The organism is Bacillus sp. AR8-1, from assembly GCF_008042345.1.
GTDB lineage: Bacteria > Bacillota > Bacilli > Bacillales > Bacillaceae_G > Bacillus_A > Bacillus_A cereus.
In genome coordinates, this window is the sequence record NZ_QNUB01000018.1 from 218,527 (window position 1) to 244,762 (window position 26,236).

The following is a 26,236-nucleotide window of genomic DNA, read 5'->3' on the forward strand; positions in this document are numbered from 1 at the left end:
CTTATAGCATCATTTTTGCTTTCGTGAATACATGCTGTAATTCTTCCATTGATAAATTATCTTTTTCTAAAGACGCAAATAATTCTTTTAACTCCGTATAACGTTTTTGCTCCTCTAATGCAGCGATATCATATTCTAGCGGAACGTGCTTCACTGTTACATTCGCTTGTTCAAATAACTCTATGGCGTATGGATGATTTTTATAATCCTGCGCATAATAAACCGCTGTAATACCACTTTGAATAATTGCCTTACAACATTGTAAACAAGGGAAATGCGTAACGTAAATTTCTGCTTCCTCTGTTTTCGCACCAAACTTGGCACATTGTAATAAAGCATTCATTTCGGCATGAATTGTCCGAACACAATGATTATCGATTACGTAACAACCATCATCTATACAATGTACGCCACCTTTAATCGAACCATTATATCCACCAGCAATAATTCGTTTATCGCGAACGATTGTCGCTCCTACCGCAAGCCTTGTACATGTACTACGTAACGATAGTAGATGGCTTTGCGTCATAAAATATTGATCCCATGAAATTCGTTCCATATTTTTCACCTACTTTTTTGTCTACTTGTAGTGTAGCGAAAGAAGAAAAACTTCGTCAATCTTTTACGGAATAATAATTTGATCTTTTATCTTTTCAAGAGACTTCGCACCAATCCCATCAATCTCTAATAAATCTTCTATTTTCTGAAACGGACCATGTTCTTCTCGATATTTCAAAATACTTTCTGCCTTTCGAGAGCCAATCCCTGTAATTTTTTCCAATTGCTCTTTCGCTGCTGTATTTATTCGAATCTTGCCATCTTCCTTAGAAGAAGTAAACATCCCTTGTTCTGACTCATTTTTACTCGGTATATAAAGAAGCATTTGATCTTGTACAATTTGTGCTAAATTCACTTTTTTCATATCTACTTCTGATAAAAAACCACCAGCCTTTTGAACCGCATCCTTTACGCGATCCCCTTCCTTCATTTCATATACCCCTTCTTTATTAACCGCTCCTTTCACATCAATTATAATTGTTCTTTTCTGTTCCTTTGTATCCGATATTTTCGGTTTACCCTTTTTTTCTATCTCCTTCTCTTGCACATTCATTGTAATAGGCGTTCGTTCTACACTCTGATTCGTTTTCCAAAAAACAAGAAAAAGTAAAGTTCCAATAATAGCTACTAAACCTAACCACTTTTTCGGAAAATCCCACATCATTTTACACCTCTAATCATAAATTTATAACATCATTCATATTGTTTAGGAGAAAGCTGTTACGAAGGAGGGATGAAACTTTGAACATAGGAATTATAGGGACAGGAAACATGGGGAATATACTAATCGATGCATTTTTAGAAACCCGTGCTGTCAAACCTTCGTGCCTTACAATCATTAATCGGACGCCTGCCAAAGCATATCATATAAAAGAAAAATACCCTTCTGTTCATATAGCAAAAACAATCCCGGAAGTAATCGAACAATCACAACTTATTTTTATTTGCGTTAAGCCGATAGATATATACCCTATCCTAAAAAAATACGCTGAACATTTTTCTGATGAAACGTGCTTAGTTTCTATTACAAGTCCAATATCTCCATCACAATTAGAGACTCTCGTACCGTGCCACGTCGCACGTATCATTCCAAGTATCACAAATCGCGCCCTCTCTGGCGCCTCACTATTTACATTTGGAGATAATTGCTCTGAAGAATGGCAACAAAAACTACTTCGTCTATTCAAAAATATTTCTACACCTCTTGTAATAGAAGAAGATATAACACGTGTTTCATCTGATATAGCAAGTTGCGGTCCTGCTTTCTTTAGTTATTTACTACAATGCTTCATTAACGCTGCTGTAGATAAAACAAATATTACACACGAAGAGGCTACTACTTTAGTAAGTGAAATGGTCGTGGGGATGGGGAAATTACTTGAAAAAGAAATCTTCACATTACCTACCTTACAAGAAAAGGTTTGCGTGAAAGGCGGCGTTACCGGGGAAGGCATTCGGGTTTTAGAAGAACACGTTGGAGATATGTTCCATAAGTTAATCGAGCGAACACATGAAAAATTTGATGAAGATTTAGAATGCGTTGATCAGCAATTCAATAAACACACATAATAAATACGTCATTTTCATTCCAAATCCTTTTTATAAATACTTACTTTTTTACAATACATTTTCATTTCAACTACTATTCCCACACTTTACGCATACGATCTTCAGATTATGCTAGAACTAAAAATACATCTTCTTTATAAAACAAAAGCAACCTTCTCGGTTGCTTTTGTTTTATTTGTTTTATCCGTTTTTCTTCGCCATGAAGAAAATACGCTCTGTTTGTTCTGTAACTTCAAGTCGCTCAAAATCACCTGTTACACGAAGAACTGTAAAACCTGCTTCTTCAAGCCATTTCGTTAACTCTTCCACTTGATATGCACGTTGCACGTGACATTCGTCAAACCGATGGTACACATCTTCTTCCGGATCTTGAACAAAGAATGTCAAATCATGCTCTACACTATTTGATTCTTCACCAGGGAAGCAATTCCAAATAAGAGATATTTCTTCTCCATTCACTGTATACGTTTCATTTTGAAATACATGATGTATTTTATATAAAGAATGTACATCAAATAAAAACAAACCATCTTGACGCAAATGGTGAAACACTCTTCTAAATGTTTCTTGTACTCCATCTTCTTGCAATACATAATTTAATGAATCACAAAAGATAGTGACACAGTCAAACTCACCTGGAACATCAAGCTCTCGCATGTCTTGTTGGTAAAAAGGAATAAAGTATCCCTCTCCTCCTAGTTTTTGCTGAGCGACTGTTAACATTTCTTCTGAAAGATCGACACCTATTAAATCGTAACCCTTTTGCACAAGTGGAAGGGTTACATTACCCGTACCGCATGCTACATCAAGAATTTTTGCATCTTTCATATCTGCCTGCTGCAGGCTTTCCTCTGTGAATTCTACCCATTTATCATAAGGGACATCATTCATCAGTTCGTCGTACAACAATGCAAATTGTTCGTATTTCATTGGCCTAGCTCTTCTGTTATATCTTCACGTGGCACATCGCCCCATAGACGCTCTAAATTATAGTGATTACGCTCATCTTTATGGAATACATGGGCAACTACATCTCCAAGATCAACTAATACCCAACGTGCTTCGTCAAAACCTTCCATACGTTGTACGTCGATTTGGAACTCATGTGCTTTTGATTTAATTTCACGTGCAATTGCTTGCACTTGTTTATCTGAATTACCGTGACAAATAATGAAATAATCTGCAATTGGTGAAATACCTTGCATATTTAGGACAACCATATCTTCTGCTCTTTTATCATCAGCTGCTTTTGCCGCTAACACTAATAAATCTTTATCGTTCATTTACTCATTTCCTCCTTGATAACTGCATTGTATGTTTGGAATGTTAATGGATAAATCGTCTGATTTTTTTCCATTAAAAATTGAATTGTTCTCTTTAACGCAAATAATAAAGCTTGATTTATATCCGTATATGCGAGTTTACGAGCCTCTTCCACACCCGGAAACTTTCGCCCTGGCTCAATGTAATCAGCTACATAAATCACTTTATCTAACATCGTCATGTTCTCATGACCACTTGTATGATATGTAATAGCTTGCAATATTTCAGAATCCGTAATGCCTACCTCTTTTTCTACTAAGTATGCCCCAACAGGCGCATGCCACAACTCTTTATTATAGCAAAGTAAATCTTTCGGCAAATCTTCACGTTTAATAATCTCTTCCATCTCTGAAATCGCTCTACATTTCGCATAATCATGGAATATAGCTGCCATCTCTGCTTTTTTCTCGTCTACACCGTATAACTTAGCAAGCTCAATCGCTGTCTCCATTACACCAATTGTGTGTATATAACGTTTTTCATGCATTTGTTGTTTGACAATATGCAGTGCATTCTCACGATTCATACAACCCATTCCTCTCGATATATACCTGTACTTTTTCAGGAAGTAAATATTTACACGTTTTCTTCTCCTTATATCTCTCACGTAATAAGGATGAAGAAACTGCAAATTCCGGAATTTCCACTGTAGTAATCTTATATGTTGTATGCAATGTATACCCAGGTCTTGCAACTCCAACAAATGTTACAAGATTAAGTAAAGCTTCAATGTTATACCACTTCGGTAAATACTCAACCATATCCCCACCGATAATAAAGTGAAACTGCACATCCGGATACTTCTTCGTCAATTGTAACATAGTGTCATACGTATAAGATGGGCCCTTCCTGCTTAGCTCTTCTAAACAAATAGAAAAGTGTTCTTCTGCCTCAGTCGCAAGCTCTAACATATGTAAACGACTTTCTATACTTGTAATATTACGTCCTTGTTTATGTGGCGGAATCTGGTTTGGCAAGAACCATACTTCTTCCAATTCCAAAGCGTGATATACTTCATTTGCAATTAGCAAATGTCCATAGTGAGGCGGATCAAATGTACCGCCAATGATGCCAATTTTCCTCAAAAGAAACGCCCCTTCCTCTTACATACAGCAACTCTCCTTGGTTAGGAACGAAGAGAGTTGCTATTAATAAAAGTTCAATTGGTTTCGCTCTCTACATCATTACGCATCAGCGATAAAAAATAGCGCATGCTATTCTTTTTATCGAGGAAGCTTAATTTGTTTATTTTCTCTTGATTCTTTGTATAAAACGATTGTGCTTCCAATTACTTGAACGATTTCAGCACGTGCACCTTTTGCAAGTTCTTCCGCAACCTCACGGCGATCAAATTCACAGTTTTGTAATACGCTCACTTTAAATAGTTCACGAACTTCTAACGCTTCTCCAATTTGTTTTACCATATTTTCATTTACTCCGCCTTTTCCTACTTGAAAAATTGGTGTTAAATGATGTGCTTGTGCACGTAAAAATCTTTTTTGTTTTCCTGTTAACATATATGTTAGCCTCCAAGCTTTTCTATAACTAATTGTTTCATTCGATCAATATTTGGTACACGTCCTGTCCACATTTCAAATGCAAGTGCTCCTTGATAAACAAACATATCAATACCATTTTGAATGATTGCGCCTTGCTCTTTTGCCTCACATAAAATTTTCGTTTCAAATGGATTATAAATTATATCTGATACAATCGTTCCTTTTTTTAACGAACACATTTGTAATGGCGTATGTTCGACGTGTGGATGCATACCTATCGTTGTCGTCTGAATGATAATATCATAATTTCCTTGTTCTTCTGTCGCTTTTTCTAACGACAAAGCAACAGAATGAACATCGGCCGTACGTGCAGCAATAAGTTCTTTCGCCTTATCTACTGTACGATTGGCTACATCAATCTCTTTTACACCTACATCAGCAAGAGAAAAATAAATAGCTCGGCTAGCACCACCTGCACCAAGTAACAAAATACGTTTCCCTTGAAGTGGTTCATTACTAATTGACTGCAGCGCTCGAACAAAACCAATTCCATCTGTGTTGTAGCCAATTAACCTTCCATTCTTATGAACCACTGTATTTACTGCACCGATTTTCCTTGCCAATGGATCAATCTCATCCAAATACTCCATGATAGCAACCTTGTGCGGAGTTGTTACATTAAATCCTGAAATACCTAATGCTTTTAAACCTCTTACTGCTTCCCCTAGCGCTTCCTCTTCAACAAGGAATGCATGATAATGGGCATCCATATTCAAGTGTTCAAATGCATCGTTATGCATAACGGGTGATAATGAATGTCCAATTGGATTTCCGATTACACCATATAATTGTTTCATAAATCCCTCTCCATATTAAATTAAAGATTTACGTAGTGAAACACTTACTCCTTTTGGTACGTGTGCAACAATTTTCGCGCCTGGTTCGTTCACAGTAACCCATCCTAATCCAGAGAATACAACATCCGTCTTTGGTTCACGAATATTAAATTCGTATTTCACTAACTCAGGCATATTTGCTAATTCTTCTGGCGTTGGCGGGCTTAGTAAATCTCCAGCATGATTTTTATATAATTCATCTGCTTTCTCAAGCTTTGTACGATGGATTGTTAAACGATTCGAGAAGTGACAAGTAAACGCACGACGACCACCACTTACATAATCAAAACGTGCCAATCCACTAAAGAATAACGTTTGTTCTTCATTTAATTGGAATACCATCGGCTTAATTTCTTTTGTTGGTGTAATAAGCTTTAAGCTTTGCTTCCCAACATAATGAGCCATTTGGTGGTGGTTAATAATACCTGGCGTATCATATAAAGAAGATTCTTCGTCTAATGGAATATCAATTAAATCCAGTGTTGTTCCTGGGAAATGAGATGTTGTAATTACATTTTCAGTCTCATCACTAAATTCTTTAATCATACGATTAATAAATGTCGATTTCCCTACATTCGTACATCCAACAACATAAACATCTTTGCCGCCGCGATAATACTCAATAGCATCTGCTAGTTCAGCAATTCCTTGTCCCTTCGCTGCACTAATTAAAAAGACATCTTCTGGTTTTAATCCTAGCTGCTTTGCACTATAGCGCATCCAATGCTTTACTTTATCATGTTTTACTGACTTTGGAATTAAATCAGCTTTATTTCCAACAAGTAATACTTTATTATTCCCTACGAAACGATGTAAGCCAGGTAACCAGCTACCATTAAAATCAAAAATATCTACAATTTTGACTACTAATGCATCTGATTTTCCAATTCCATTTAAAATGCGTAGGAAGTCATCATCTGTTAACGATACATCTTGAATTTCATTGTAATGCTTCAAGCGAAAACAACGTTGACAAATGACTTGTTCTTTCTCTAAAGATGAGGTAGGAGCATACCCCACTTCGTTTTTATTTTCTGTTTGAATTTCTACACCGCAACCAATACATTTAATTGTTTCAGTCAAACTTTATTCCTCCCAGTTAATTAAACCTTTTTTCTTCATATTTTTCATGATTCTTCGTTCAATTTTTCGATTAAAGCGCGTCACTAATCCGTCCGTTTGTGCTACCGGTACAACTAAAATTGTATGAAGCCCTACTCGGTTTCCACCAAGCACATCAGTCAGTAACTGATCTCCAATTACTACAACTTCCTCTGCCTGCAGATGCATCTCTTGTATCGCACGCTTAAACGCTCGAACAAATGGTTTACGTGCACTATGAATAAATGGAATACCTAATGGGTCAGCAAAATCTTTTACACGTTGCTCATTATTATTTGAAACAACCGTTACTTGGATGCCTTGCTCTTTCATTTTTAAGAACCATTCTTCAAGTTGCGGGGTTGCATTTGGACGATCCCATTCAATTAAAGTGTTATCTAAATCAGTAATAACACCTTTAATCCCACGTTTTTTTAAATCTTCTGGTTGAACATGATATACATTTTTCACGTATTCATTTGGTAAAAATAGTTTCAATTTCTTTCACCTCTTTGAGGATTTTTCATAAAATTTTTCGACAACATTTTTCGATATATAACCTGTGGATAAAATTGTACACATTTTCCACATTAATTTTTCAGTTAATTTGGAATTTACTAACAAACTATACACACTTTATCCACCTAGGTATGTGGATAACCACTCGTTTGTGACTGTCATATTTTTTTGGTACATTAAATGCATCAACGAATCAATCCTTATATTATTAGGAGGTGACTCACCTTGAAAACAAAACATATGGAACAGTTATCCACTGAGTTACTCACTGAGTCTTATTATAAAGCAAAAGAACTAAAATTAAATCCCGACTTCATTTTACTTATAAAACAAGAAATCATTAGACGCTCATTAGAGGACAAGCTTGTCAAATCTTCTTGATTATATATAAAGTGAAAGTTTAATCAGCCCGTACCAATCAAACAGTTACAGGATACATTATTGAATGCCCTGTAAAAAGAGCCATCCTACGATGGCTCTCGAATAAACAAGTACTCCCATCTAGGGGATTTCATCATTAAGTATCTTTGCCCATAACTCTTACTTACGGTTATAAAAGCGTTTCTTTATTTATGAGCTAATCGAGTAGCTATTTTTTCACCAAGACGCAGCTCTTGCCCACTCTTTAATTCCTGCACTACTTCTATCATATCTTTTTCAAACAATAACACAACTGTTGAACCAAATGTAAAGTATGCCATTTCTTCACCTTTTTGAACAGTGTCTCTCTCATGCAAAAGCTCAATACTATTAACAAACATGGCCCCTACTTTTACAAGAGCCATATGTTCGCCATCACTGCTTACTTCTGTAACAGAACGATAATTTTTTGACAACGGTTCTTTCCCATATTCCATACCAGCTGCATTTACCGGATACGATTTTCTACCGAGTGCAAATCTTTCAGTCACAGAACCAGAAAGCGGACTATGAATGCGATGATAGTGACTTGGACTCAAATAAATTACCATATATGTACCGCCTGCATATCGCGTTGCACGTTCCTCATTACCTAGCATATCCACAATTGAATAGCGCTTTCCTTTAATATCAAATGTTTTTGTATCCTCAATAGGACCATAATCTGCAAAAACACCATCAACAGGACTAACAATACTCGATGCATCTGTATCAATACTACGCTTTCCTTCTTTTAGCTTACGCGTAAATAATTCATGCAACGTTCTATATTCCTTCAAACCCTTTTCCATCTCATCTTGATTAATTTGAAAAACTTTCGCATACGATGGAATAATGATAGAGCTCAAACGAGATTGTGCAAATTTACGTAATATATAAGAAGTAAAGCGACCATTTGTAAGTTCTATCATAAGTCGATATAATGTACGTCGCAAATTGCGAAACCCCCTAATCAGTCTATAACTTTAGTTTTCCCTTATTTTCTTTCTATATCATACGTAAAATTGGTTCTTATTCCCACATATCATATAAAGCAGCCTTATTATACATACAGAAAACTAAGTATGGTATTATTCTTAAATTATTTAGCACCTTCTAATATTACAGATAGAATCCGTCATTTTCAACAGTGAACATGTATTTCTTCTTAGCATAACGCGTTTTCTTTTCTTATTTACAATAAGAAAAGCAGCCTATTTTAAAATATGGCTGCTTCTAATACACTTTACTCTTTCGCTTTTTTCTCTTTCTCTGCCCTTACAAACTCGTGGAACATTTTCATTAAAGCACGCTTTTCGATCCGTGATACGTAACTTCTAGAAATGCCAAGCGCCTTAGCGATTTCCCGCTGTGTTTTCTCCTTATCTAGCCCAAGTCCAAAACGTTTCACAATCACTTCTTTTTCTCTTTCGTCTAAAATATCGATATACTCTTTAATTTTTTCTAACTCCATACTAAGCTGAATCATATCAATTACATCTTCAGACTCTGATTTTAATATATCAATAAGCGATATTTCATTGCCCTCTTTATCTTGCCCGATCGGATCATGAAGTGAAACATCTTTTTTCGTTTTCTTTAGTACACGTAAATGCATCAAAATTTCATTTTCAATACAGCGTGCTGCATACGTCGCAAGCTTCGTTCCCTTTCCTGCAGAATAGCTCTCGATCGCTTTAATGAGCCCGATCGTACCAATTGAAATTAAATCTTCTGCATCTTCTCCTGTGTTCTCAAATTTTTTAACGATATGAGCTACAAGCCGTAAATTATGTTCAATTAAAAGATTTCTCGCTTGAGCATCACCTTGCTCCATTAACTCTAAGTACTTTCTCTCATCATCTGATGATAACGGCTGCGGAAACGCATTATTTTTCACATAAGAAACAAAGACAAACACTTCTCGAACCATATATCCAATTGCGGCGAATAGACTCAAACCTTTCACCTCCGCCAAAATAGTGGTCTTTATTATGTGTATGTGGGCTTGAGGTTGTTTGTGTCTGTACAGTTTATTTATAAAACTCAACACTTCCAACATTTAAAATATTTTATTGTTATATTATAATTATATAAAATTGTTATTTATATATGAATATGCTATTAAAGGGGAAACTATTCATGCTTACATTAGATCGATTATTAAATGTAACAATTTATTTAGGGGTATTTTTACTTTTCATTTCGTTCATTACTTTTGTTATTAAGAGAGGGCCTGATTTATTATTTTTTCAATTTGGAATTTCTTTGTTTTTTGGAGCTCAAATTATAATTGGAATGAAATTTTTTCATAATTATGGTTTCTCCTTTCACTCAAAACTAGAACTACTTATCTTTATTTTCTATGTAATTGGATTTATTACATGTATACTACTGTTCTTTAACTTTCCAAATCCGTATCGAATTTTTTTATTAATTTGTAGTTTTTTATTTTTAACTGGATCCAATTATTACTTTAAAGAAACATTAAATTTTAGTAAAAAAACTCCAAAGCAACATAAAACTTTTTTAAGTACACAAGAAGACTCTTTTCCAAAAGAAGTCCGTAAATTTTCAGAGGATTACAATAACATAATAAGGAATGATTTTTATGAAATACCGATGATTCCTACTGAATTACAGATTACAAGCAAAAAACATTCTTCCCATAGTACATCTTTCTTAGTTGAACTTTATAATAGCGAGAATGAAATTACTGATGACTCTGTACAATTAACTCCATCAGACCGTTTTTATATACTGTTAAATACACAAAAAACAAAAATATCAAAAATAGTATATGAAGGGCAAAATTTTTTCACATTAACAGTCACACTAAAGGCTCTTAATTTACAGCAAGAACCAGAAATTCATAATATGTTTTTAGAAATAGATAAACGTAGAGCGATGAATCTTCTTAATTTTGAAATTAAAGCCCATACTAAAGAATGGAAAGTAACATTTAAAAGTGATAATTCTTCTTCCAATCTTCCTATCACATTTAATTTTGAAAAACGAACAGACAAATTATAAAAATAAAAAGAGTTATTTCTTTGAAAAATAACTCTTTTTATTTTACTTACTCCAAATCTTTCTCCCAGTTTGGGCATCAATATAACGAATTTCCCGACTACAATCAAAAGGTTCTTTATGTTTTTCATCTGTCGTTTGTTTGTACAGTAGTTTGTATTTCGTTTCCTCTGCATGATGATCCACAAACCATTCTAATTTAACTCGGATAGCCTCTCTGTATATTTCTAACGCTTTTTCTTTTGTTACTTTTGGTGTTGTTTCATATGTAAGTAATTCTTTTATAAAGTTGCCAGACTCTCCAGAGTAGTGCATCACAGCACCATTTTCTGCATTGATGTTGATCATAATATATTTCCGCTCTACATGAATGTCATTTACATAGATTGAAAAGGAAAACCTCTCTATCCCCTCTTCCTCCTCATAATTATCCCAAAGTTGAACATACTTTGTCGCATCTGGGATAATATGCTCTAAAAATTGAAGTGCCTTGCTTAAACATTGCTCTCTTGATAAGATTGTTTTCCTTTTTTTCTCATTCTTCCACATAAAAAAAGAAAGCAATTGATTTGTTTCTTTATCTAGAGTAATTATAACGAATTCATCATGTTTCAACATTGGAAAATGTTTTTTATAAAACTCATCCATTGAATATGAATCCTTCTCTTCTATTTCTTTTTGTAATTCTTCTTTTAATACAAATTTTATCCGGACTTCATCCTCATCTACTTTTTCATCTATTTTGACAAACTTCCCCTTGTCCCAATCAAATAAATCAAACACATCTTTTTTTTGACTACTCTTTAGCGGTTTATCAACAAGTACTGTAGAAGGTAATTTATAGTGTTCTGGCCCATATAAATCTTTACCTGTACTTGCATCAATAAGCGCATGACTAGGTTCTGGTTCATATACAAGATGGTACCCTTTTACTTCTTCCCCGTTTTCATACTCACATGAAGAGTATGTTAAATCTACAAATACAAGTCTCATATCTTGTCTAGCTTTCAAATTTTCTAAAACGATATTCTCCCCAACAATTTCACTTGGCCATAACGGTTTTTTCTCTATGGCTTTTTGTCCATTGTAATGAAAATGCACAACATTACCTGAAGGGTGCACTCGCACAACACACCCAGTATTCGGCAATGGATAGCTATTCACTTCTTGCATATAATTTACTTCTTTCCAACCGCGCCTGTCGTCCTTAACCGTTACATATGTATAGAATTCATATCCTTCTTTTGTATATTTTTTTAAGAATGTATTTGCAACCTCTCTTGCTTTATTCTCCTCTATCGCTCCCTTATCACTCGAAAAAGAATTTCCATCATCTATCCTAAATTCAATTAAATTACCAGTATGTCTATTTAATGTAATTTGTATCTGTTTCTCCTCATCATCTTTATGTCCCCACCATAATAGATGATACGGGTCATCAACCCCTTCTTGATCATCTACAACAAGCCTATATTCATCTGGAATTTCAATAATATGAGCTACGTGCTCTTTTCTTTCTTTATCTTTTTGATTCACCATATCCTCTCCTTCGTTACAATTTAAGGTAATTATAACAAAGAAAACCAAAACTTATTAACAAAAAAAGACTAGAGATATCTCTAGTCTTCTACTTCGTCTCACGATGTAACGTTACTCGCTTTAATCGTGGACAATATTTTTTTAGTTCGATGCGTTCTGGATTGTTTCGTTTATTTTTTTTAGAAATATAATTACGATCACCGCACTCCGTACAAGCTAATGTAATATTTACACGCATAGGTAATTCTCCTTTCTTTCAAAGATCGCAAACTAAAACGTAATGATTACGATTTACATATTATAAAACTTCATTCTATTTGTCAATTGCAAAAACAAGAAGATTCTATTTAGAATCCCCTTGTTTTTATAGTTAAATAAATTTTATTAAAACGATTCGTATGTAACAAACTCACTAATTGGCTTTCGATATCCTCTTGGACGAACTTTAGTCGTATCACTTTTCCCTATCGTAATCATTAAAACAGGTATTACATGCTCTGGCATATTTAATTCACTTTGTACTGCTTTTTCATCGAAACCAATCATTGGACATGTATCATATCCATAATATTTAGCTGCGTACATAAAAGTCATCGCACTTAACGAAGCATTTCTAATCGCTTCATCCTCCATGAAACGCTCTCCTTTTCCTTCATATAACCCTTTCGTTTGCCTAATGGTATCTTCATATTCGCATTCATCAATCATTTTTAAAACTTTCATACCGAAGTAAATATTTTCAACATTTTGGTATGCTCTTTTATCACCACAAACGAGCACTACCGCTGATGCACTCGATACTTTATATTGACCAAACGCTAATTCTTTTAATCTTTCTTTTCGCTCTTGATCACGAATTACAACATAATGTGTGTGCTGCAAATTATAGCAAGATGGAGAAAGCTTAGTTAACTCAAATATTTTTTTAAAATCCTCATCAGGGATTTCTATACCTTGTATAAATTTCATTGCAGAACGTCTAGCAATTGCTAATTCTTCAAAGTTCACCGTATATCCTCCTTAATAACTATAAATTTAAATATACATTAATTTATACAAATGGATAAATCAAATAAAAACACTTTAAATCCGAATAATAATTATGATTAACAGCAAAAAAGACAAAAAGCTGAAACAATTAGTTCATACGAAATTCACACGAATCTATTACTATAGAAATTGTACATAGTGAACTTATTAACAATCACGTTTATTTATATAGAATCTTACTCGAAAGGAGTTGAAAGTATGAAAACTAAATATCGCTTTATGATCTCATCATTTGCTGCTTGTGCTTATATGATTTGGTATTTAGTATAATAACAACCTCACTTGTAAATAGGAAAAGGTGTGTATATAAATGGAATATAATCAATCAACAGTTAACTACTGGAAAGCTTTTGTATTACCATATACATTTGCTTTAGAAGAGTTAAAAACTAAATTTGAAATTATGAACCGGGAAGCTCAATTTTTAGAGGATTACAACCCGTTTGAACATATAAAAACAAGACTAAAACAACCTGAAAGTATTATTAAAAAGCTTGAACGTAAAAATTTATTACCGACAGTTGAAAATGCCCAAACGCATTTACAAGATATTATTGGTATTCGTATTACATGTTGCTTCGTAGAAGATATTTATCATTTAAAAGAAGTCATTCAAAAGCGTGAAGATATGGAAATCATAGAGGTAAAAGATTATATCGCTAACCCAAAACGAAACGGTTATAAAAGTTTACACATGATTATTAAATATCCTTTATCACTGAATTCTGGTACAAAAGATGTATTTGCAGAAATTCAGTTACGTACACTGGCAATGGACTTTTGGGCAAGTTTAGAACACAAACTTTATTATAAATATGAAGGGAAAATACCGGAGTATTTAAAAGATGAACTACATGATGCAGCAATGAAAGCTGAAGATCTTGATAATAAAATGGCCACAATTCGTCAAGATATTGATGATATTGAGGCATGCTCAAATCAAATTATGCTACCACTATAAAAAAAGGTTCTCGCCAATGAGAACCTTTTTTTATACCATTTTTTTGGAGGTGTGACTCCCACACTTATTAAAGTTTCACGTTATTTTTTCTCTATCGTGCGAACCTCTTCAATCTTCCATTTCTCATCTTCTTTTCCAAGAGCGTACTGTACTTTCTTTTGAAGAGTGACACTATCGTCTACTTCCTTTTCTTTCGTTTCAACAATAACATACCCTACTTTACTAGCTTTCATATCTATATGTTCCAATTCAATCTTCTTATTTCCCTTTTGAAATGCGGCTTCTTTTTGTGTTTTTAAGTCTTCAGCACTAGGCATCTTCTTTGAAAATAACTCCATATGTTCTGCAAGATTTTTTTCATTCGTCGTTCGCACAAATGTAGTAATAACATCTTGAATAGATCTCTCTTCTTCTTTTGTTATTTGTACCTTTTCCTCAGATTTTTTAGTAGTAGATTTTTGTTCTACGTTATTCTCTTCTTGTTGACATCCAACTAGTAATACTACAAACACTATAAAAAATCTTAATTTTCTAAATAATTCCCCCATATTCCCAACTCCTAAAAAGAAAAGTGAGGCATTTCGCCTCACTTTCGCTCTTAATTAACGTCTTCCTTTATTCGGATCGCCGCCGCCAACAATATCAAAGACACGTTTCGCTATATTTGTATTCTCCTGAACGCCTGAGAATAAGTATTTACCTGGACCAAATGCATACACGTTCACATCTTCCCCTGTATGTCCACCAGTTGTCCAGCCTGTAACCGAGCGCTTATTGAAAATATCTTCAATTGCATTATCAATCTTTGTTACATCTTTTGACGGAGCTATATTATTTACAGCTTGAATTTCTTCTGGAGTTAATTGTAAATCAATATACTTTTTCAATGTTTCTTCTACATTTGCACCTTTTGCAATCTCATTTGCCATAAAGTCTGGTGTGCGTTTTGCAGCTTTAATTGGATCTACTTTAAAGTTATACTCGCCATTGGCACCTAAAGATAATCCACCTGTAGCGTGGTCTGCCGTTGCAACAACTAACGTATTTTTATCTTTTTTCGCAAACTCAATCGCTGCTTTGAAAGCTTTTTCGAAGTCTTCCATTTCACTCATTGCACCAACGATATCATTATCATGTCCAGCCCAGTCGATTTGACTTCCTTCCACCATTAAGAAGAAACCATTTTTATTTTTGTTCAAACGCTCAATTGCTGCATTAGTCATTTCTTCTAATGAAGGTGTTTTATCATTACGGTCAATCATTTTATCTAATCCACCTGGTGCAAATAAACCAAGAATTTGATCATTTTTATCATTTAACAATTGATCTCGATCCGTTACATAGCTATAACCAGATTTCTTAAACTCTTCTGTAAGATTACGATCTTTTCTAACAAAGTTCTTTACGCCGCCGCCAAGCATAACATCTACTTTATGCTTCCCTTTAATTTTCTCATCAAAATAATCATTTGCAATTGCGTCCATATTTTTACGGCTAATGTCATGCGCACCGAAAGCAGCTGGTGTTGCATGTGTAATTTCAGAAGTTGCAACGAGTCCCGTTGATTTCCCTTTTTCTTTCGCTTGCTCAAGAACTGTTTTCACTTCCGCTTTATCATTATCAACTGCAATTGCAGCATTATATGTTTTAATCCCTGCTGACATAGCTGTTGCTGCTGATGCAGAGTCTGTAATATTTTCATGTTCATCTTCTGGATATGTTTTTTGTGTTCCTACAAGATGCTTATCAAATTCTGTAGATTCCATTTCAAAGGTTTTTGGATTATCTTTCATATAACGGTGAGCCGTCATATATGAAGGGCCCATACCATCCCCAATTAATACGATAACATTTTTAATCTTTGCATTGCTTCCGTTCTCATCTGCATTAACCTCACTAGAACGAGTAAAATTCCATGTTGCTACCGAAGTAACTGCTAATGATGCCACAACTGCAAATGGCCATGCTTTTTTCACAAACTTTTTCACTGTCTTGTCCCCCTAATTAGGTTATTCATTTCCCACTATCAAATTTAATGGAAGACTATTAAGAGAAAATTAGCTGTATGTAAATTTTTTGTTAACTTATGTAAATATCAGTTATAATTTGTATAACTTTGTCTTTTCGTATCAACCATCCCGCCCTTTACAATTTAAATATAAACAAGTTGGATTTCATTTAACGTAAATCTCTTTTTTTACATTTTGACTCTATTTTTATGAAATTAAATAGAAATGCGGTGAGCCTTTATGAAAATAGTAAAGCTAAATGAGTCTTTTATTTTTGAATTACTTAATCTTTGCAAATCTGTTGGATGGTTACACGATGAAATTTTTATGAAAAAACAATTCGAAATGTATCTTTCTATCGGCACACTTGTAGGTTATATTCATGAAAACAAACTCATTGCGACTGGAGGAGTATTTCCCTTTACAAGTAACTTCGCTTCCATTGGTATGTTAATCGTTCACCCTAACTTTCAAGGACGAGGAATAGGGCGCATGTTGCTAAATCATTGCTTGGAACAAATTCATCCAAAACAACCAATTGCACTTATTGCGACAAAAGCTGGCGAACCTCTATACACATCATGTGGATTTCAAACAGCAACAACAATTCATCGTTTTGAAAAGCAAACTACTAAGACGTATCCTTCTCACTTACAACAAGTACGAGAAGAAGACCTTATATCTCTTACTTCTCTTGATCAAATTGCAACTGGTGTGAATCGTTCTCTACTTTACTCTTTGCTATTACCAAGGGCCATACACGCTTTTAAAATTGAAAGAAATAACCGTATAGAAGCTTTTTCATTATGCATACAAAAGGGCAATATATTATGTATCCATCCACTTATCGCCAAGCAAGAAGAAGATGCTATTCAATTATTAAAAAAGATATGTGAATGTTGGAATGGTATAGTACGAATTGATGTCCCACACTCACAATTTATATTTCGTAAATTTCTTCAAACAGAAAATTTCCAAGAAACGCTCCTTTCACCTCTTATGATAAAAAATGGTAGCCAACTTCCTGGAAATCGTAATATGCTATTTGCTATGATAGATACAGCGTTATGTTAGAAAGGAGACACCTAATTGAAGCGATTTAGCTATTTTATGGTAGGTTGTCTTACTCTTACACTATTAGTAGGATGTAGTGCAGCAGAAAAGCCAGTAGAACAAGTAAAGCAAGTGAAAAATACAATTACAGCTAAACTAGCTACCGAGGAAAAAATGGTAGAAATAGATGGTCAAACCATTTACTTTAAAAAGATTGGTAATGAAAAACCACCTTTACTTATGATTCATGGCTTTGGAGGGTCATCAGATGGTTTTCAAAAGATTTACTCCGATTTAGCAAAAGATCATACAATTATTTCTGTAGATGCTTTAGGATTCGGGCGCTCATCTAAGCCAATGGATTTTTATTATTCTTTTCCAACTCATGCAAATTTGTATTATAAATTAATGAAAAAACTAGGGTATGATTCATTCGCAATACTGGGGCATTCCATGGGGGGAGAAATTTCTCTAAATTTAACATATTTATATCCTGAAGCAGTTACTCACCTTATTTTAACTGATGCTACAGGTGGTCCTCATACATTCGTTACTAAACAAGGCTCACCAAAACCACAATTGCCGACTGATTTAAATGCCGTTTCTTCTATTACTGATTATGATGAGAGCAAAGTGAAATTCAAACGTAACGATGAAGAGCATTATAACAAAATGAAACTATGGCCTAGACGTCTTAAAATTAATGCGAATGAAATGAAACAGCCAACTTTAATTATATGGGGCAGAAATGATAGTAGCGTTTCTTGGAAAGAAGGAGAAACGTATCATCAATTCTTAAAAAATAGCACTTTACATATTATTGAAAAAGGATATCATGCACCATTTCGCCAAGAACCACGAGAATTTGTCGGGTATGTACAAGACTTCTTTAAGAACAATCCGATCAAAGTTGAAAAATAACATAAACGGGTATCTCATTTTGAGATACCCGTTTTCATATATTAAGCAGCTTGCTTTTGGCGTTTTGGCGTTTTTGATCCTAATACTTTCGGGATAACGAAGCCATCCATTCCAAATTTCCCAGCGTTCATACCGGCAACAAGAACAAACATAGATAAGATAACCATCTCAGGGTTCACACCAATTGACCCACTAAACATATAGGAAAAGTTCATTACAAGACCAAAAAAGACCGCTGTTTTTGTTAAACAGCCTACAATTAAACCAATTCCGACTAAAATTTCTCCCCATGTTACAAGTGTATTAAACAAATCTACATTTGGAATTGCAAATTCTTGTAAGAATGATGCCCACCAAGATTGAACAGCCGGTTGTGCGCCTTTAGATTTTTCAATTGCGCCTTGCAAATAACCTGTTGCATCGAATCCTTTTCCTTGTAGTTTACCGATTCCAGCCATTAACCATGTGTAACCAAGATATACTCGAATTACTGCTAATACAAAAGAAACTGCTTTGTTTTCTCTTAAAAATTGAATAACCATATCTTCCTCCTAAAGTTGTAATTAAGTTAGTTACAGTTAATATAATAACATTAGTTACTTATTTTTCAAACGTTATTTATGAATAATTCATGACATGTGTATGAAACATTAAATGCTAACGTTTATATAGTAACTTTTATTACCTGTAAAAACTTGAACATATCATACCACAGGTGATAATCATTTTCATTGAAAAAAATGTAAAAAAATTGTGAGTTAAATGTGAAACACGTTTATTCGAATATAGAATAAACGTGTTTCATACTAATTATAGAATCGAAATGTATGTGTCTCCTCATCAATTAAACTCGCTTCTTGAAACGCTTCTTCTAACGTTTTCCCATGGTTAATAACCCCATAAAATAAGCGTATAGTAAACATAAGTGCTGCATTTCCATCTACATAATCAATCGATCCAATATATGATTTCGCACCACTATGTAAAAAAGATTTTGCAAGTTTTTGCTCCCCTAATGTGCACCCGCTATTTACAATATGTGTATTATGCAATTTTGCATATTTATAAATTTCTGCTTTACCAAAATACCCTCTCGGTTCATCTTGTTCATATACTTCTTCGCCTAACTCTTCCATGACAAACTTCCCTTCTTCACCATGAAAGCAAAAAATAATATAATTAATATCGTTAAATAAGTTCTTTCCAGAAAGAACTTCCACAAAATCTTTCGGTCTACCAATCCAATATGTCACAACTCTTGCACCAAAATACTCAAGAGATGCTCGTATTGATTGCGCCTCTAAATCCGAATTAAAACCAACTACTAATGCAATATTCAACAAACAACCTCCATCCTATAATCAGCCCTTATCAATCAGACTTTTATGGGATAAATCCATTTCATATATACCTGTTTCTTTCAAAAAATCTGATCTAGTTAAAACGACTTTATGTAAATATTGCCTATATGCTGTAATTGTTCCATCGTGAGATACAATGCAAATTCTTTCCGCACCCAGTTCATAACACCAAAGAAGAAATTCATCTACTATTTGCTGAAAACTATTCTCTGAAATAGTGTTTATACCTTCCTTCCATAACTGATTATTTGAGCTTTTCTCTATCGAAAAATGCGGAAATAACTTTGTTATCATTCCCTGATCTACTATATAATCGCACGGTAATGTTTTCGCTCCTTCTCGATAAGGAAAAATACGCGGAGATACATATGGATGGACTATTTTTTGACAAGCTACTTTCGCACTCCATATTGTCGCCGTTTGTAAAGTTCTAAGTGTAGGACTAACAATTAATATATCCGCTTCTTGTAATGATACATCACGTTGAAGTAACTTAGCTTGAGCCTTTCCTACTCTCGTCAATGGTGGGTCAAACACTTGTAAACTTTCTGGTAAATCCGTTGTATGTTCACCTTCACCATGCCGAACAAAAACTATTTTCATATTCAGTCTCCTCTTACTATAAAATCCTCACACATATTTCTTCCCTATTGCATTCTTTATTCCTGCTGTATAAAAACCGATATGTAAAAAAGGTTTGACACGAAGGTTTGTAAAATATTACAATATTACATGTAAAATACTTTTTACACCGAAAGGAGAATTACATATATGAAATGGATAATTGTCTTTATTGGAATGATTGTATGGGGATATATAAACGGCTTCTTTAGTAGTGATAAAACTGCTAATCCTTGGATTACAGATGATGAACGTGAAACAAAAATTAAACAAAAAGCAATTACGGCAAGCTGGTCCGGTGTTTTTATGTTTTGTACCATTAGCCTCTTAAATAAATGGTTAGGTTTAAGCACAAATGATAAATCACCGTACTTACTAGACCCTATCGCAGCTATTTTAAAGGCAAATGTAGAGTTACAAGTTTTACTCATGCTATTTGTTATGTATGGAATATTTTACTTACATTATCGAAGAAAATTAAGTGCCTAACTTCTAACTCATGATTATCCTCCTAAATGGTTATAGTAATCATGACAAAATGAAAGGAGAGATATAAACATGAGTAACTCGAATGAATTTTTAGATACACTACATGAAAAACAAGCAAAAGATGAACGAAATAGAAAGCGCCAAGGGAACGGAAACCCAGCGAAAAAAAAGCCAAATAAAACACATAAATAACAGTAAAAAACTGCCTAAAACAATCTTTTAGGCAGTTTTTTATTCTTCTTTCACCGAGATAACATTTTCCCAATTCCATTTCTCATAATACCACTCTGGTATATCTACATTTTCAATCCACTTTTTTTCATGTTTTCCATCACTATGAGCTATCCATATATTAGCTTTCTTACGATCTGAACGTATCCATATTAATTGATTGCTCTTCTTCATGAAAATTGGATGATAATCGCCTTGCTTATTAGATGACTTTGTAATTTGATATTGTTTATCGCTTGTGCTATTTATCTCATATAAAGATGGAAATGGCCTTTTTTCTGGCAGAGTTTCAAACCCTCCCTCTTTTGCTCGTGAAACGATAATTACATTATCGTTCTTCCATGTAAAATCCCAATCCACATATCCTTTCGGCGTAAATGTTTGCTGCTGGAGTACTGGCAGTTCTTTTATTTTTAAATGTTTATTCTCTAATGCAACTCTCCCGCTTCCTTCAATATAAGCCAATATGTTTTTTGATGGCGCCCATTTGAACCATTCTGTATTTAATAGCATTTGATCTACTATTTCAAACCGACTACCATCTCCTCGAACTAAGCAAAGCGTATTACTATCAGCTGACAATGAAGCTGTCGGTACCGCTAAAAATGAAATCCACTTTTGATCTGGTGACCACTTAAAGCCACTTGCTACTAGCGCTAGAAAATCGTCATGTTCATTTGGCAATGCATACAAATGCTTCATTTTGTGAGGATTCATATGTGCATCTTTTTGCACTTCATATAGCTGAGCACCTGTCCATCCTGTTGGAAGTAAGTGCGCTTCAGAGGATACAAGAAAGTTCTTTCCATCAGGATACCATGCATAATCACCCACACCAGCCGATACATTTTCAAAATCTGCATTCTTTTTTTCTACATCAAATGTATTCAATGTACCTGTAAATATAAATGCAATTATATTTTCTGTTGGTGACCATTGATAATTCGATGCTTCTGAGTGAAACGGTGTAACTTTCTTTCCATCTTTCAGCCGATATAACTCAAGAATATTTTGTTTCTTCCCTTTTACATATGCCAGCCATTCTCCATCATGTGACCACTTTGGCCCTGTTATGTTCTCTCCTTTTGTAAGTTGTTTTTCTTTCCCATCAACTTTAATCCAAAGGTTATGATGACGAATAAAAGCAACTTTCACACTATTATTTTCTGCGCTAGTAATAGTGATAGAACATACAAACATAAACAACACTACACTACCACTTACTATTAGCCTTTTCATACCATCACTCCATTTCCCTCATAGCATTCCTCACTTTCTTCCTACAATATGTGAAAAATATCGATTCGACATAATCAGAAAAAATTTCCCAAGAAATTTTCAATTCATAGAGGATTGGTATGAATTATGTCGAAAGTATAGTTTAGCCAACATTTATATTTATAAGTTCTAACTAAAATGTAAGATTACACTTCTGAATATTGGCACTTTTTGTTAGGGGGAGTATCAATGAAAAAAACTACATCTACACTATTAAGCATGGCGCTTGTCTTTTCTAGTTTTGGAGCTTTAAGCGCTCATGCTGAATCACTACAAAAGGAGAAGCAATTTAGTCCACAATTAAAAACAACGATTGAACAGTGGGGAGAACATAAAATTGCTCAAAATGTTGAAACGAAAACAACAAAAGAAATATCAGTAATTGTAGAATTGCAACATGCACCTCTCGCTGCTCAAAGTAATATTCAGCATGCTCCAGATTTACAAAATAGTAATGCGCAGTCTTATCATGCTGAGCTAAAAAAAGCACAAGAAGATACGACTAAGAAAATAAAAGAAAAAGCACCTGGTGCAAAAATTAAAGAAGTGTATAATACGTTATTTTCCGGATTCTCTATTTCAGTTCCTGGAGATCAAATTACCTCTCTTGCCTCTTTACCTGAAGTAAAAGCAGTCTATCCGAACTTAACATATAAATTGCATGAAACATCAAAAAGTACTACTAACGAAGAAGCACCAAATATCGGTGGACCGACAATTGGTGCACCTGACGCGTGGAATTTAAAAGATCCATCTGGCAAACCGCTTGATGGAAAAGGCATGAAAGTAGCCATTATCGACTCTGGCGTAGACTATACACACCCTGACTTAAAGGTAAATTATATCGGTGGATATGACACGGTTGATGAAGATAGCGATCCAATGGATGGTAACGTACATGGTACTCATGTAGCTGGAATTATTGCGGGTAATGGAAAAATTAAAGGCGTTGCTCCAAACGCTTCTATTCTAGCCTATCGTGTAATGAATGACGGTGGAACTGGTACAACAGATGATATTATCCAAGGGATTGAGCGAGCGATTCAAGATGGTGCGGATGTGTTAAACCTCTCCCTTGGGCAGGATTTAAATGTACCTGATCAGCCTGTAACATTAACGTTAGAACGAGCAGCGAAACTTGGTGTTACTACTGTCGTTTCAAATGGAAATGACGGACCAAAACCTTGGTCTGTTGATGCTCCCGGTAACGCAAGTAGTGTCATTTCTGTTGGAGCATCTACGGTTTCTATCCCGTTTCCAACATTCCAAGTAGCTGGTTCCAGCAAAACATATCAAGGGTTACCGTTATCAAAATCCGATTTTCCAATAGGAAATGATTCCCCTCTTGTATACGTTGGTTATGGCAATCCAAGTGATTATGCAAAACAAGATGTGAAAGGGAAATTCGCACTTATTTTACAAGGTACTTCTAGTACATTAGTAAAGGCAGAACAAGCGAAACAAGCTGGTGCACTTGGTGTGTTATTAATCTCTAGCGAAAAAGAAGTTAATATGATGCCGGAATATTTTTCACGTGAACATCTAGCTGTCCCAGTAATGCAATTATCAAATACAAATGGGGAAGAATTAAAAACTTTAATTACAAAACGAAAGAAAAATATAAAAATTGGCCAACCAAAGCAAACAGAACTTATCGGTAACTTTAGTTCAAGAGGACCATCACAAGGAAGTTGGCTAATAAAGCCTGATGTTGTTGCACCTGGAGTACAAATTACTAGTACAGTACCGCGAGGCGGCTATGAATCGCATAACGGAACAAGTATGGCTGCTCCGCAAGTAGCTGGAGCGGTTGCCCTCTTGCGTCAAATGCATCCTGAATGGACGACAGAACAATTGAAAGCGGCTCTTGCTAACAACGCAAAAACATTACATGATGTCAATGAAAATACATACCCTGTTATGGCACAAGGGTCTGGTTTAATTAACATTCCGAAAGCAGCTCAAACAAATGTATTAGTAAAACCTAACAATGTCAGCTTTGGTCTTATTAAGCCAAATAGCGGAAAAGTAAAACTGACGCAAAATGTTACATTACAAAACCTTTCTAGTAAAAAGAAAAGTTTTTCAACTCGTGTGGAATTACTAGATGCAAGCACAAACACAAAAGTAAGAGCTTCTGTCCCTTCATCGATTAACATACAACCGAATAGTAGTACCGAAAAACCATTTACTATCACTGTAGATAGCTCACTACCACAAGGTGTGTATACTGGAAATGTATATGTAAAAGAACAAGGGGCAAAAGAAGAAATTCGAATTCCATTCACATTTAGTATCGATCCTAAAGATTATAAACGTATCGATGGACTTGAAATTATTAATTCTACTTTTAGCCCAAATGGCGACCACGTACTAGATGATAATCTCATCAACTACTATTTAGTTGCGCCTGTGGATGATGTAACATTGCATGCAAATTTAGTTACGAAAGAACGTGTAACGTATCAAGGGATTATCCATCAAGCTAAAAATGCAACTCCTGGATACAAACCTTTCAAATGGAATGGTACAAAAGCAGATGGCACTCCTTTAGCTGACGGGCTATATCAAATTGAAGCAGTTGCTTCTAATTCTGGCGGAGAAACAAAGCAAACAGCTGCTGTATTCCTTGATCAAACTGCACCTAAGTTAACACACGAAGTTGACCAAGAAAATCTCGTAATTAGAGGGAAAGTTGATGATATTCTACTAGATTGGATGTCAGAATCTGGTTGGATAGCACCTGGTATTCCAGTGAGAATACAATATGAAATTAACGGAAATGGTGTATGGGAACAGGCATTCCTGAACCCTTGGGAGAAAAGCTATGACATTTATTTCGATCGCACTCAATTACAAGAAGGAAAAAATACTATTCACATTGTAGCAACTGATGCAGCTGGCAATACCTCTAATTTAACTGTTAATTTAGAAGTGAAATAAAGTGAAACTTTAATCAGTGGAGATTTCGTTCATCCCCACTGATTATTAGCCTTCACCAATCGGGAGTTACGGGCAGTTAATCTTCCCTCTCACTTCTTTACTCCAACCGAATTTTGAGGTAGGAATTTTACTGCTCATTAACACGGGATAAAAAATTTTTGTTGACAATTTTTTTAATATAGTTTTATAATACAAAACATAGTTTAGTTGAACGAATTATATATCGGCTTTGAAGGAATACTAGTAGCGACTTATATCACTGTCTCAGAGAACTGATGGTTGGTGCGAATCAGTACATATACAAGCGTGAATTACAATTCTGGAGCTTCTTTCCCGTAATGCTTTTTATGCATGAAGAGAAAGACGGATCTTTCCGTTATCGTAAAGTGAGTGGTAAACAATTAGTTGTTTACAAATAGGGTGGTACCGCGATTTTTATCGTCCCTATCGGATTTTCCGATAGGGACTTTTTTGCGTCCATCCTCTTACACAATTTCATATATACGCGTTGAAAGAATCGCAGTAGTATCTTATATCCCTGTTACAGAGAGCTAATGGTCGGTGGAAATTAGCACATATATAAGTATGAATTACAATTCTGGAGCTTCTTTTTCGTAGTGATTTTATGCATGAAGGAAAAGACGGAATTTTTCCGTTATCATTAATTGAGATGTAAGTATATTTTCACTTACAAATAGGGTGGTACCGCGATTCTTTCGCCCCTATCGGATTTTCCGATAGGGGCTTTTTCTATTTCTCACAGAAACAGATGTTAAATAATTCCGAATCTTATGATAAAATTTTATAAGCGCTTACAAATAATGAAGGGAGGTGATACAAGCTATACGAAATCGATATTCAATTTTATAGAAAAAAAGGAGGATGT

At 34.6% G+C, this 26,236-nt stretch carries 30 protein-coding genes and 2 other annotated features; of the genes, 9 read left to right on the forward strand and 21 right to left on the reverse strand.

Features of this window, described 5'->3' with window-relative positions:
• Position 1: 1 nt before the first annotated feature.
• Together DN400_RS14520 and DN400_RS14525 are read right to left on the reverse strand one after the other, a co-directional pair.
• Positions 2-559, reverse strand: a complete 558-nt coding sequence (locus DN400_RS14520) for a ComE operon protein 2 (RefSeq protein WP_000439773.1) — start codon at positions 557-559, stop codon at positions 2-4.
• A 63-nt stretch (positions 560-622) separates the two neighbouring features.
• A complete protein-coding gene (locus DN400_RS14525; RefSeq protein WP_000989936.1) occupies positions 623-1,222 on the reverse strand; it encodes a helix-hairpin-helix domain-containing protein in 600 nt (199 codons plus the stop codon).
• Between the two features lie 77 nt (positions 1,223-1,299).
• Here DN400_RS14525 and comER point away from each other — a divergent pair, with 77 nt between their 5' ends.
• On the forward strand, positions 1,300-2,127 hold the full coding sequence (comER, locus tag DN400_RS14530; RefSeq protein ID WP_001020554.1) for a late competence protein ComER: 828 nt from the start codon (positions 1,300-1,302) through the stop codon (positions 2,125-2,127).
• A 180-nt stretch (positions 2,128-2,307) separates the two neighbouring features.
• Here the strand turns inward: comER and DN400_RS14535 are convergent, their stop codons facing one another.
• The 8 genes from DN400_RS14535 to DN400_RS14570 form a co-directional block, all read right to left on the reverse strand.
• Positions 2,308-3,057: a class I SAM-dependent methyltransferase gene (locus DN400_RS14535; RefSeq protein ID WP_000873062.1), complete on the reverse strand. Its 750-nt coding sequence runs from the start codon at positions 3,055-3,057 to the stop codon at positions 2,308-2,310.
• Positions 3,054-3,410: a ribosome silencing factor gene (gene rsfS / locus DN400_RS14540; protein ID WP_000998173.1), complete on the reverse strand. Its 357-nt coding sequence runs from the start codon at positions 3,408-3,410 to the stop codon at positions 3,054-3,056. Before rsfS ends, DN400_RS14535 begins: the two co-directional genes overlap by 4 nt.
• A complete protein-coding gene (yqeK, locus tag DN400_RS14545; protein WP_001078478.1) occupies positions 3,407-3,976 on the reverse strand; it encodes a bis(5'-nucleosyl)-tetraphosphatase (symmetrical) YqeK in 570 nt (189 codons plus the stop codon). Before yqeK ends, rsfS begins: the two co-directional genes overlap by 4 nt.
• Positions 3,966-4,535 carry a nicotinate-nucleotide adenylyltransferase gene (gene nadD / locus DN400_RS14550; protein ID WP_001226038.1) on the reverse strand — a complete coding sequence of 190 codons (570 nt, stop codon included), beginning with the start codon at positions 4,533-4,535 and terminating at the stop codon, positions 3,966-3,968. Before nadD ends, yqeK begins: the two co-directional genes overlap by 11 nt.
• Positions 4,536-4,673: 138 nt before the next feature.
• The gene (gene yhbY / locus DN400_RS14555; protein ID WP_000955227.1) at positions 4,674-4,967 is read right to left on the reverse strand and encodes a ribosome assembly RNA-binding protein YhbY; all 294 of its coding nucleotides are present in this window, start codon (positions 4,965-4,967) and stop codon (positions 4,674-4,676) included.
• A gap of 5 nt (positions 4,968-4,972) precedes the next feature.
• Positions 4,973-5,806, reverse strand: coding sequence for a shikimate dehydrogenase (aroE, locus tag DN400_RS14560; protein WP_000812071.1), 834 nt, complete (start codon positions 5,804-5,806; stop codon positions 4,973-4,975).
• A 15-nt stretch (positions 5,807-5,821) separates the two neighbouring features.
• Positions 5,822-6,928 (reverse strand): ribosome biogenesis GTPase YqeH, encoded by a 1,107-nt coding sequence (yqeH, locus tag DN400_RS14565; protein ID WP_000140807.1) that lies wholly within the window; start codon positions 6,926-6,928, stop codon positions 5,822-5,824.
• Between the two features lie 3 nt (positions 6,929-6,931).
• On the reverse strand, positions 6,932-7,444 hold the full coding sequence (locus DN400_RS14570) for a YqeG family HAD IIIA-type phosphatase (protein ID WP_000765307.1): 513 nt from the start codon (positions 7,442-7,444) through the stop codon (positions 6,932-6,934).
• A gap of 246 nt (positions 7,445-7,690) precedes the next feature.
• Between DN400_RS14570 and sda the strand changes: the two genes are divergently transcribed.
• Positions 7,691-7,846 carry a sporulation histidine kinase inhibitor Sda gene (sda, locus tag DN400_RS14575; protein ID WP_000850094.1) on the forward strand — a complete coding sequence of 52 codons (156 nt, stop codon included), beginning with the start codon at positions 7,691-7,693 and terminating at the stop codon, positions 7,844-7,846.
• A gap of 185 nt (positions 7,847-8,031) precedes the next feature.
• Here sda and DN400_RS14580 read toward each other — a convergent pair whose 3' ends face one another.
• Together DN400_RS14580 and sigK are read right to left on the reverse strand one after the other, a co-directional pair.
• A complete protein-coding gene (locus tag DN400_RS14580; RefSeq protein WP_001255005.1) occupies positions 8,032-8,820 on the reverse strand; it encodes a phosphatidylserine decarboxylase in 789 nt (262 codons plus the stop codon).
• A 290-nt stretch (positions 8,821-9,110) separates the two neighbouring features.
• Positions 9,111-9,824 (reverse strand): RNA polymerase sporulation sigma factor SigK, encoded by a 714-nt coding sequence (sigK, locus tag DN400_RS14585; protein WP_000051382.1) that lies wholly within the window; start codon positions 9,822-9,824, stop codon positions 9,111-9,113.
• Between the two features lie 152 nt (positions 9,825-9,976).
• On the opposite strand from sigK, the gene DN400_RS14590 reads away from it, so the two are divergent.
• Complete coding sequence (locus DN400_RS14590) at positions 9,977-10,897, forward strand: hypothetical protein (RefSeq protein WP_080017650.1); 921 nt, start codon at positions 9,977-9,979, stop codon at positions 10,895-10,897.
• A gap of 42 nt (positions 10,898-10,939) precedes the next feature.
• Here the strand turns inward: DN400_RS14590 and DN400_RS14595 are convergent, their stop codons facing one another.
• The 3 genes from DN400_RS14595 to DN400_RS14605 all read right to left on the reverse strand — a co-directional run bounded on the left by DN400_RS14595 (position 10,940) and on the right by DN400_RS14605 (position 13,441).
• Positions 10,940-12,433 carry a YcdB/YcdC domain-containing protein gene (locus tag DN400_RS14595; RefSeq protein WP_065229373.1) on the reverse strand — a complete coding sequence of 498 codons (1,494 nt, stop codon included), beginning with the start codon at positions 12,431-12,433 and terminating at the stop codon, positions 10,940-10,942.
• Between the two features lie 88 nt (positions 12,434-12,521).
• Positions 12,522-12,671 carry a 50S ribosomal protein L33 gene (gene rpmG, locus DN400_RS14600; RefSeq protein WP_001265617.1) on the reverse strand — a complete coding sequence of 50 codons (150 nt, stop codon included), beginning with the start codon at positions 12,669-12,671 and terminating at the stop codon, positions 12,522-12,524.
• 146 nt (positions 12,672-12,817) lie between these two features.
• A complete protein-coding gene (locus DN400_RS14605) occupies positions 12,818-13,441 on the reverse strand; it encodes a nitroreductase family protein (protein WP_001008498.1) in 624 nt (207 codons plus the stop codon).
• 352 nt (positions 13,442-13,793) lie between these two features.
• On the opposite strand from DN400_RS14605, the gene DN400_RS14610 reads away from it, so the two are divergent.
• Positions 13,794-14,444: a GTP pyrophosphokinase gene (locus DN400_RS14610; RefSeq protein ID WP_000456218.1), complete on the forward strand. Its 651-nt coding sequence runs from the start codon at positions 13,794-13,796 to the stop codon at positions 14,442-14,444.
• An 80-nt stretch (positions 14,445-14,524) separates the two neighbouring features.
• On the opposite strand, the gene DN400_RS14615 is transcribed toward DN400_RS14610, so the two are convergent.
• Together DN400_RS14615 and DN400_RS14620 are read right to left on the reverse strand one after the other, a co-directional pair.
• Positions 14,525-14,992, reverse strand: a complete 468-nt coding sequence (locus DN400_RS14615; protein ID WP_061659952.1) for a hypothetical protein — start codon at positions 14,990-14,992, stop codon at positions 14,525-14,527.
• A 54-nt stretch (positions 14,993-15,046) separates the two neighbouring features.
• Complete coding sequence (locus DN400_RS14620) at positions 15,047-16,432, reverse strand: alkaline phosphatase (protein ID WP_000714909.1); 1,386 nt, start codon at positions 16,430-16,432, stop codon at positions 15,047-15,049.
• A gap of 261 nt (positions 16,433-16,693) precedes the next feature.
• Between DN400_RS14620 and DN400_RS14625 the strand changes: the two genes are divergently transcribed.
• Positions 16,694-17,527 carry a GNAT family N-acetyltransferase gene (locus DN400_RS14625; protein ID WP_065229374.1) on the forward strand — a complete coding sequence of 278 codons (834 nt, stop codon included), beginning with the start codon at positions 16,694-16,696 and terminating at the stop codon, positions 17,525-17,527.
• Positions 17,528-17,542: 15 nt separating this feature from the next.
• Entirely contained in the window at positions 17,543-18,427 is an 885-nt protein-coding gene (locus tag DN400_RS14630; RefSeq protein WP_065229375.1) for an alpha/beta fold hydrolase, read from the forward strand.
• A 41-nt stretch (positions 18,428-18,468) separates the two neighbouring features.
• On the opposite strand, the gene DN400_RS14635 is transcribed toward DN400_RS14630, so the two are convergent.
• The 3 genes from DN400_RS14635 to DN400_RS14645 all read right to left on the reverse strand — a co-directional run bounded on the left by DN400_RS14635 (position 18,469) and on the right by DN400_RS14645 (position 20,391).
• On the reverse strand, positions 18,469-18,969 hold the full coding sequence (locus tag DN400_RS14635; RefSeq protein ID WP_016080236.1) for a DoxX family protein: 501 nt from the start codon (positions 18,967-18,969) through the stop codon (positions 18,469-18,471).
• Positions 18,970-19,233: 264 nt separating this feature from the next.
• Positions 19,234-19,770 (reverse strand): hypothetical protein, encoded by a 537-nt coding sequence (locus DN400_RS14640; RefSeq protein ID WP_025118463.1) that lies wholly within the window; start codon positions 19,768-19,770, stop codon positions 19,234-19,236.
• Positions 19,771-19,788: 18 nt separating this feature from the next.
• Positions 19,789-20,391, reverse strand: coding sequence for a histidine phosphatase family protein (locus tag DN400_RS14645; protein WP_000706247.1), 603 nt, complete (start codon positions 20,389-20,391; stop codon positions 19,789-19,791).
• Between the two features lie 168 nt (positions 20,392-20,559).
• On the opposite strand from DN400_RS14645, the gene DN400_RS14650 reads away from it, so the two are divergent.
• Both DN400_RS14650 and DN400_RS14655 read left to right on the forward strand, forming a co-directional pair.
• Entirely contained in the window at positions 20,560-20,898 is a 339-nt protein-coding gene (locus DN400_RS14650) for a hypothetical protein (protein ID WP_016512309.1), read from the forward strand.
• Positions 20,899-20,967: 69 nt separating this feature from the next.
• The gene (locus DN400_RS14655; RefSeq protein ID WP_016512308.1) at positions 20,968-21,090 is read left to right on the forward strand and encodes a DUF4023 domain-containing protein; all 123 of its coding nucleotides are present in this window, start codon (positions 20,968-20,970) and stop codon (positions 21,088-21,090) included.
• Positions 21,091-21,129: 39 nt separating this feature from the next.
• Here DN400_RS14655 and DN400_RS14660 read toward each other — a convergent pair whose 3' ends face one another.
• Positions 21,130-22,368, reverse strand: a complete 1,239-nt coding sequence (locus tag DN400_RS14660) for a TolB family protein (protein ID WP_065229381.1) — start codon at positions 22,366-22,368, stop codon at positions 21,130-21,132.
• A 228-nt stretch (positions 22,369-22,596) separates the two neighbouring features.
• On the opposite strand from DN400_RS14660, the gene DN400_RS14665 reads away from it, so the two are divergent.
• Entirely contained in the window at positions 22,597-25,350 is a 2,754-nt protein-coding gene (locus DN400_RS14665) for a S8 family peptidase (protein WP_147801725.1), read from the forward strand.
• 220 nt (positions 25,351-25,570) lie between these two features.
• Positions 25,571-25,799 (forward strand) — a binding site (T-box leader).
• 50 nt (positions 25,800-25,849) lie between these two features.
• Positions 25,850-26,077 (forward strand) — a binding site (T-box leader).
• The last annotated feature ends 159 nt before the right edge of the window (positions 26,078-26,236 follow it).

What these genes read in the sequence shown, in the direction of transcription:
- DN400_RS14595 (WP_065229373.1), bottom strand. Translation starts at nt 12,433, where the DNA reads ATGGTGAATCAAAAAGATAAAGAAAGAAAAGAGCACGTAGCTCATATT.
- DN400_RS14525 (WP_000989936.1), bottom strand. Translation starts at nt 1,222, where the DNA reads ATGATGTGGGATTTTCCGAAAAAGTGGTTAGGTTTAGTAGCTATTATT.
- DN400_RS14650 (WP_016512309.1), top strand. Translation starts at nt 20,560, where the DNA reads ATGAAATGGATAATTGTCTTTATTGGAATGATTGTATGGGGATATATA.
- DN400_RS14615 (WP_061659952.1), bottom strand. Translation starts at nt 14,992, where the DNA reads ATGGGGGAATTATTTAGAAAATTAAGATTTTTTATAGTGTTTGTAGTA.
- DN400_RS14645 (WP_000706247.1), bottom strand. Translation starts at nt 20,391, where the DNA reads ATGAAAATAGTTTTTGTTCGGCATGGTGAAGGTGAACATACAACGGAT.
- yqeK (WP_001078478.1), bottom strand. Translation starts at nt 3,976, where the DNA reads ATGAATCGTGAGAATGCACTGCATATTGTCAAACAACAAATGCATGAA.
- DN400_RS14660 (WP_065229381.1), bottom strand. Translation starts at nt 22,368, where the DNA reads ATGAAAAGGCTAATAGTAAGTGGTAGTGTAGTGTTGTTTATGTTTGTA.
- DN400_RS14535 (WP_000873062.1), bottom strand. Translation starts at nt 3,057, where the DNA reads ATGAAATACGAACAATTTGCATTGTTGTACGACGAACTGATGAATGAT.
- rpmG (WP_001265617.1), bottom strand. Translation starts at nt 12,671, where the DNA reads ATGCGTGTAAATATTACATTAGCTTGTACGGAGTGCGGTGATCGTAAT.
- DN400_RS14625 (WP_065229374.1), top strand. Translation starts at nt 16,694, where the DNA reads ATGAAAATAGTAAAGCTAAATGAGTCTTTTATTTTTGAATTACTTAAT.
- DN400_RS14655 (WP_016512308.1), top strand. Translation starts at nt 20,968, where the DNA reads ATGAGTAACTCGAATGAATTTTTAGATACACTACATGAAAAACAAGCA.
- aroE (WP_000812071.1), bottom strand. Translation starts at nt 5,806, where the DNA reads ATGAAACAATTATATGGTGTAATCGGAAATCCAATTGGACATTCATTA.
- rsfS (WP_000998173.1), bottom strand. Translation starts at nt 3,410, where the DNA reads ATGAACGATAAAGATTTATTAGTGTTAGCGGCAAAAGCAGCTGATGAT.
- DN400_RS14590 (WP_080017650.1), top strand. Translation starts at nt 9,977, where the DNA reads ATGAATATGCTATTAAAGGGGAAACTATTCATGCTTACATTAGATCGA.
- DN400_RS14520 (WP_000439773.1), bottom strand. Translation starts at nt 559, where the DNA reads ATGGAACGAATTTCATGGGATCAATATTTTATGACGCAAAGCCATCTA.
- yhbY (WP_000955227.1), bottom strand. Translation starts at nt 4,967, where the DNA reads ATGTTAACAGGAAAACAAAAAAGATTTTTACGTGCACAAGCACATCAT.
- DN400_RS14665 (WP_147801725.1), top strand. Translation starts at nt 22,597, where the DNA reads ATGAAAAAAACTACATCTACACTATTAAGCATGGCGCTTGTCTTTTCT.
- DN400_RS14610 (WP_000456218.1), top strand. Translation starts at nt 13,794, where the DNA reads ATGGAATATAATCAATCAACAGTTAACTACTGGAAAGCTTTTGTATTA.
- DN400_RS14635 (WP_016080236.1), bottom strand. Translation starts at nt 18,969, where the DNA reads ATGGTTATTCAATTTTTAAGAGAAAACAAAGCAGTTTCTTTTGTATTA.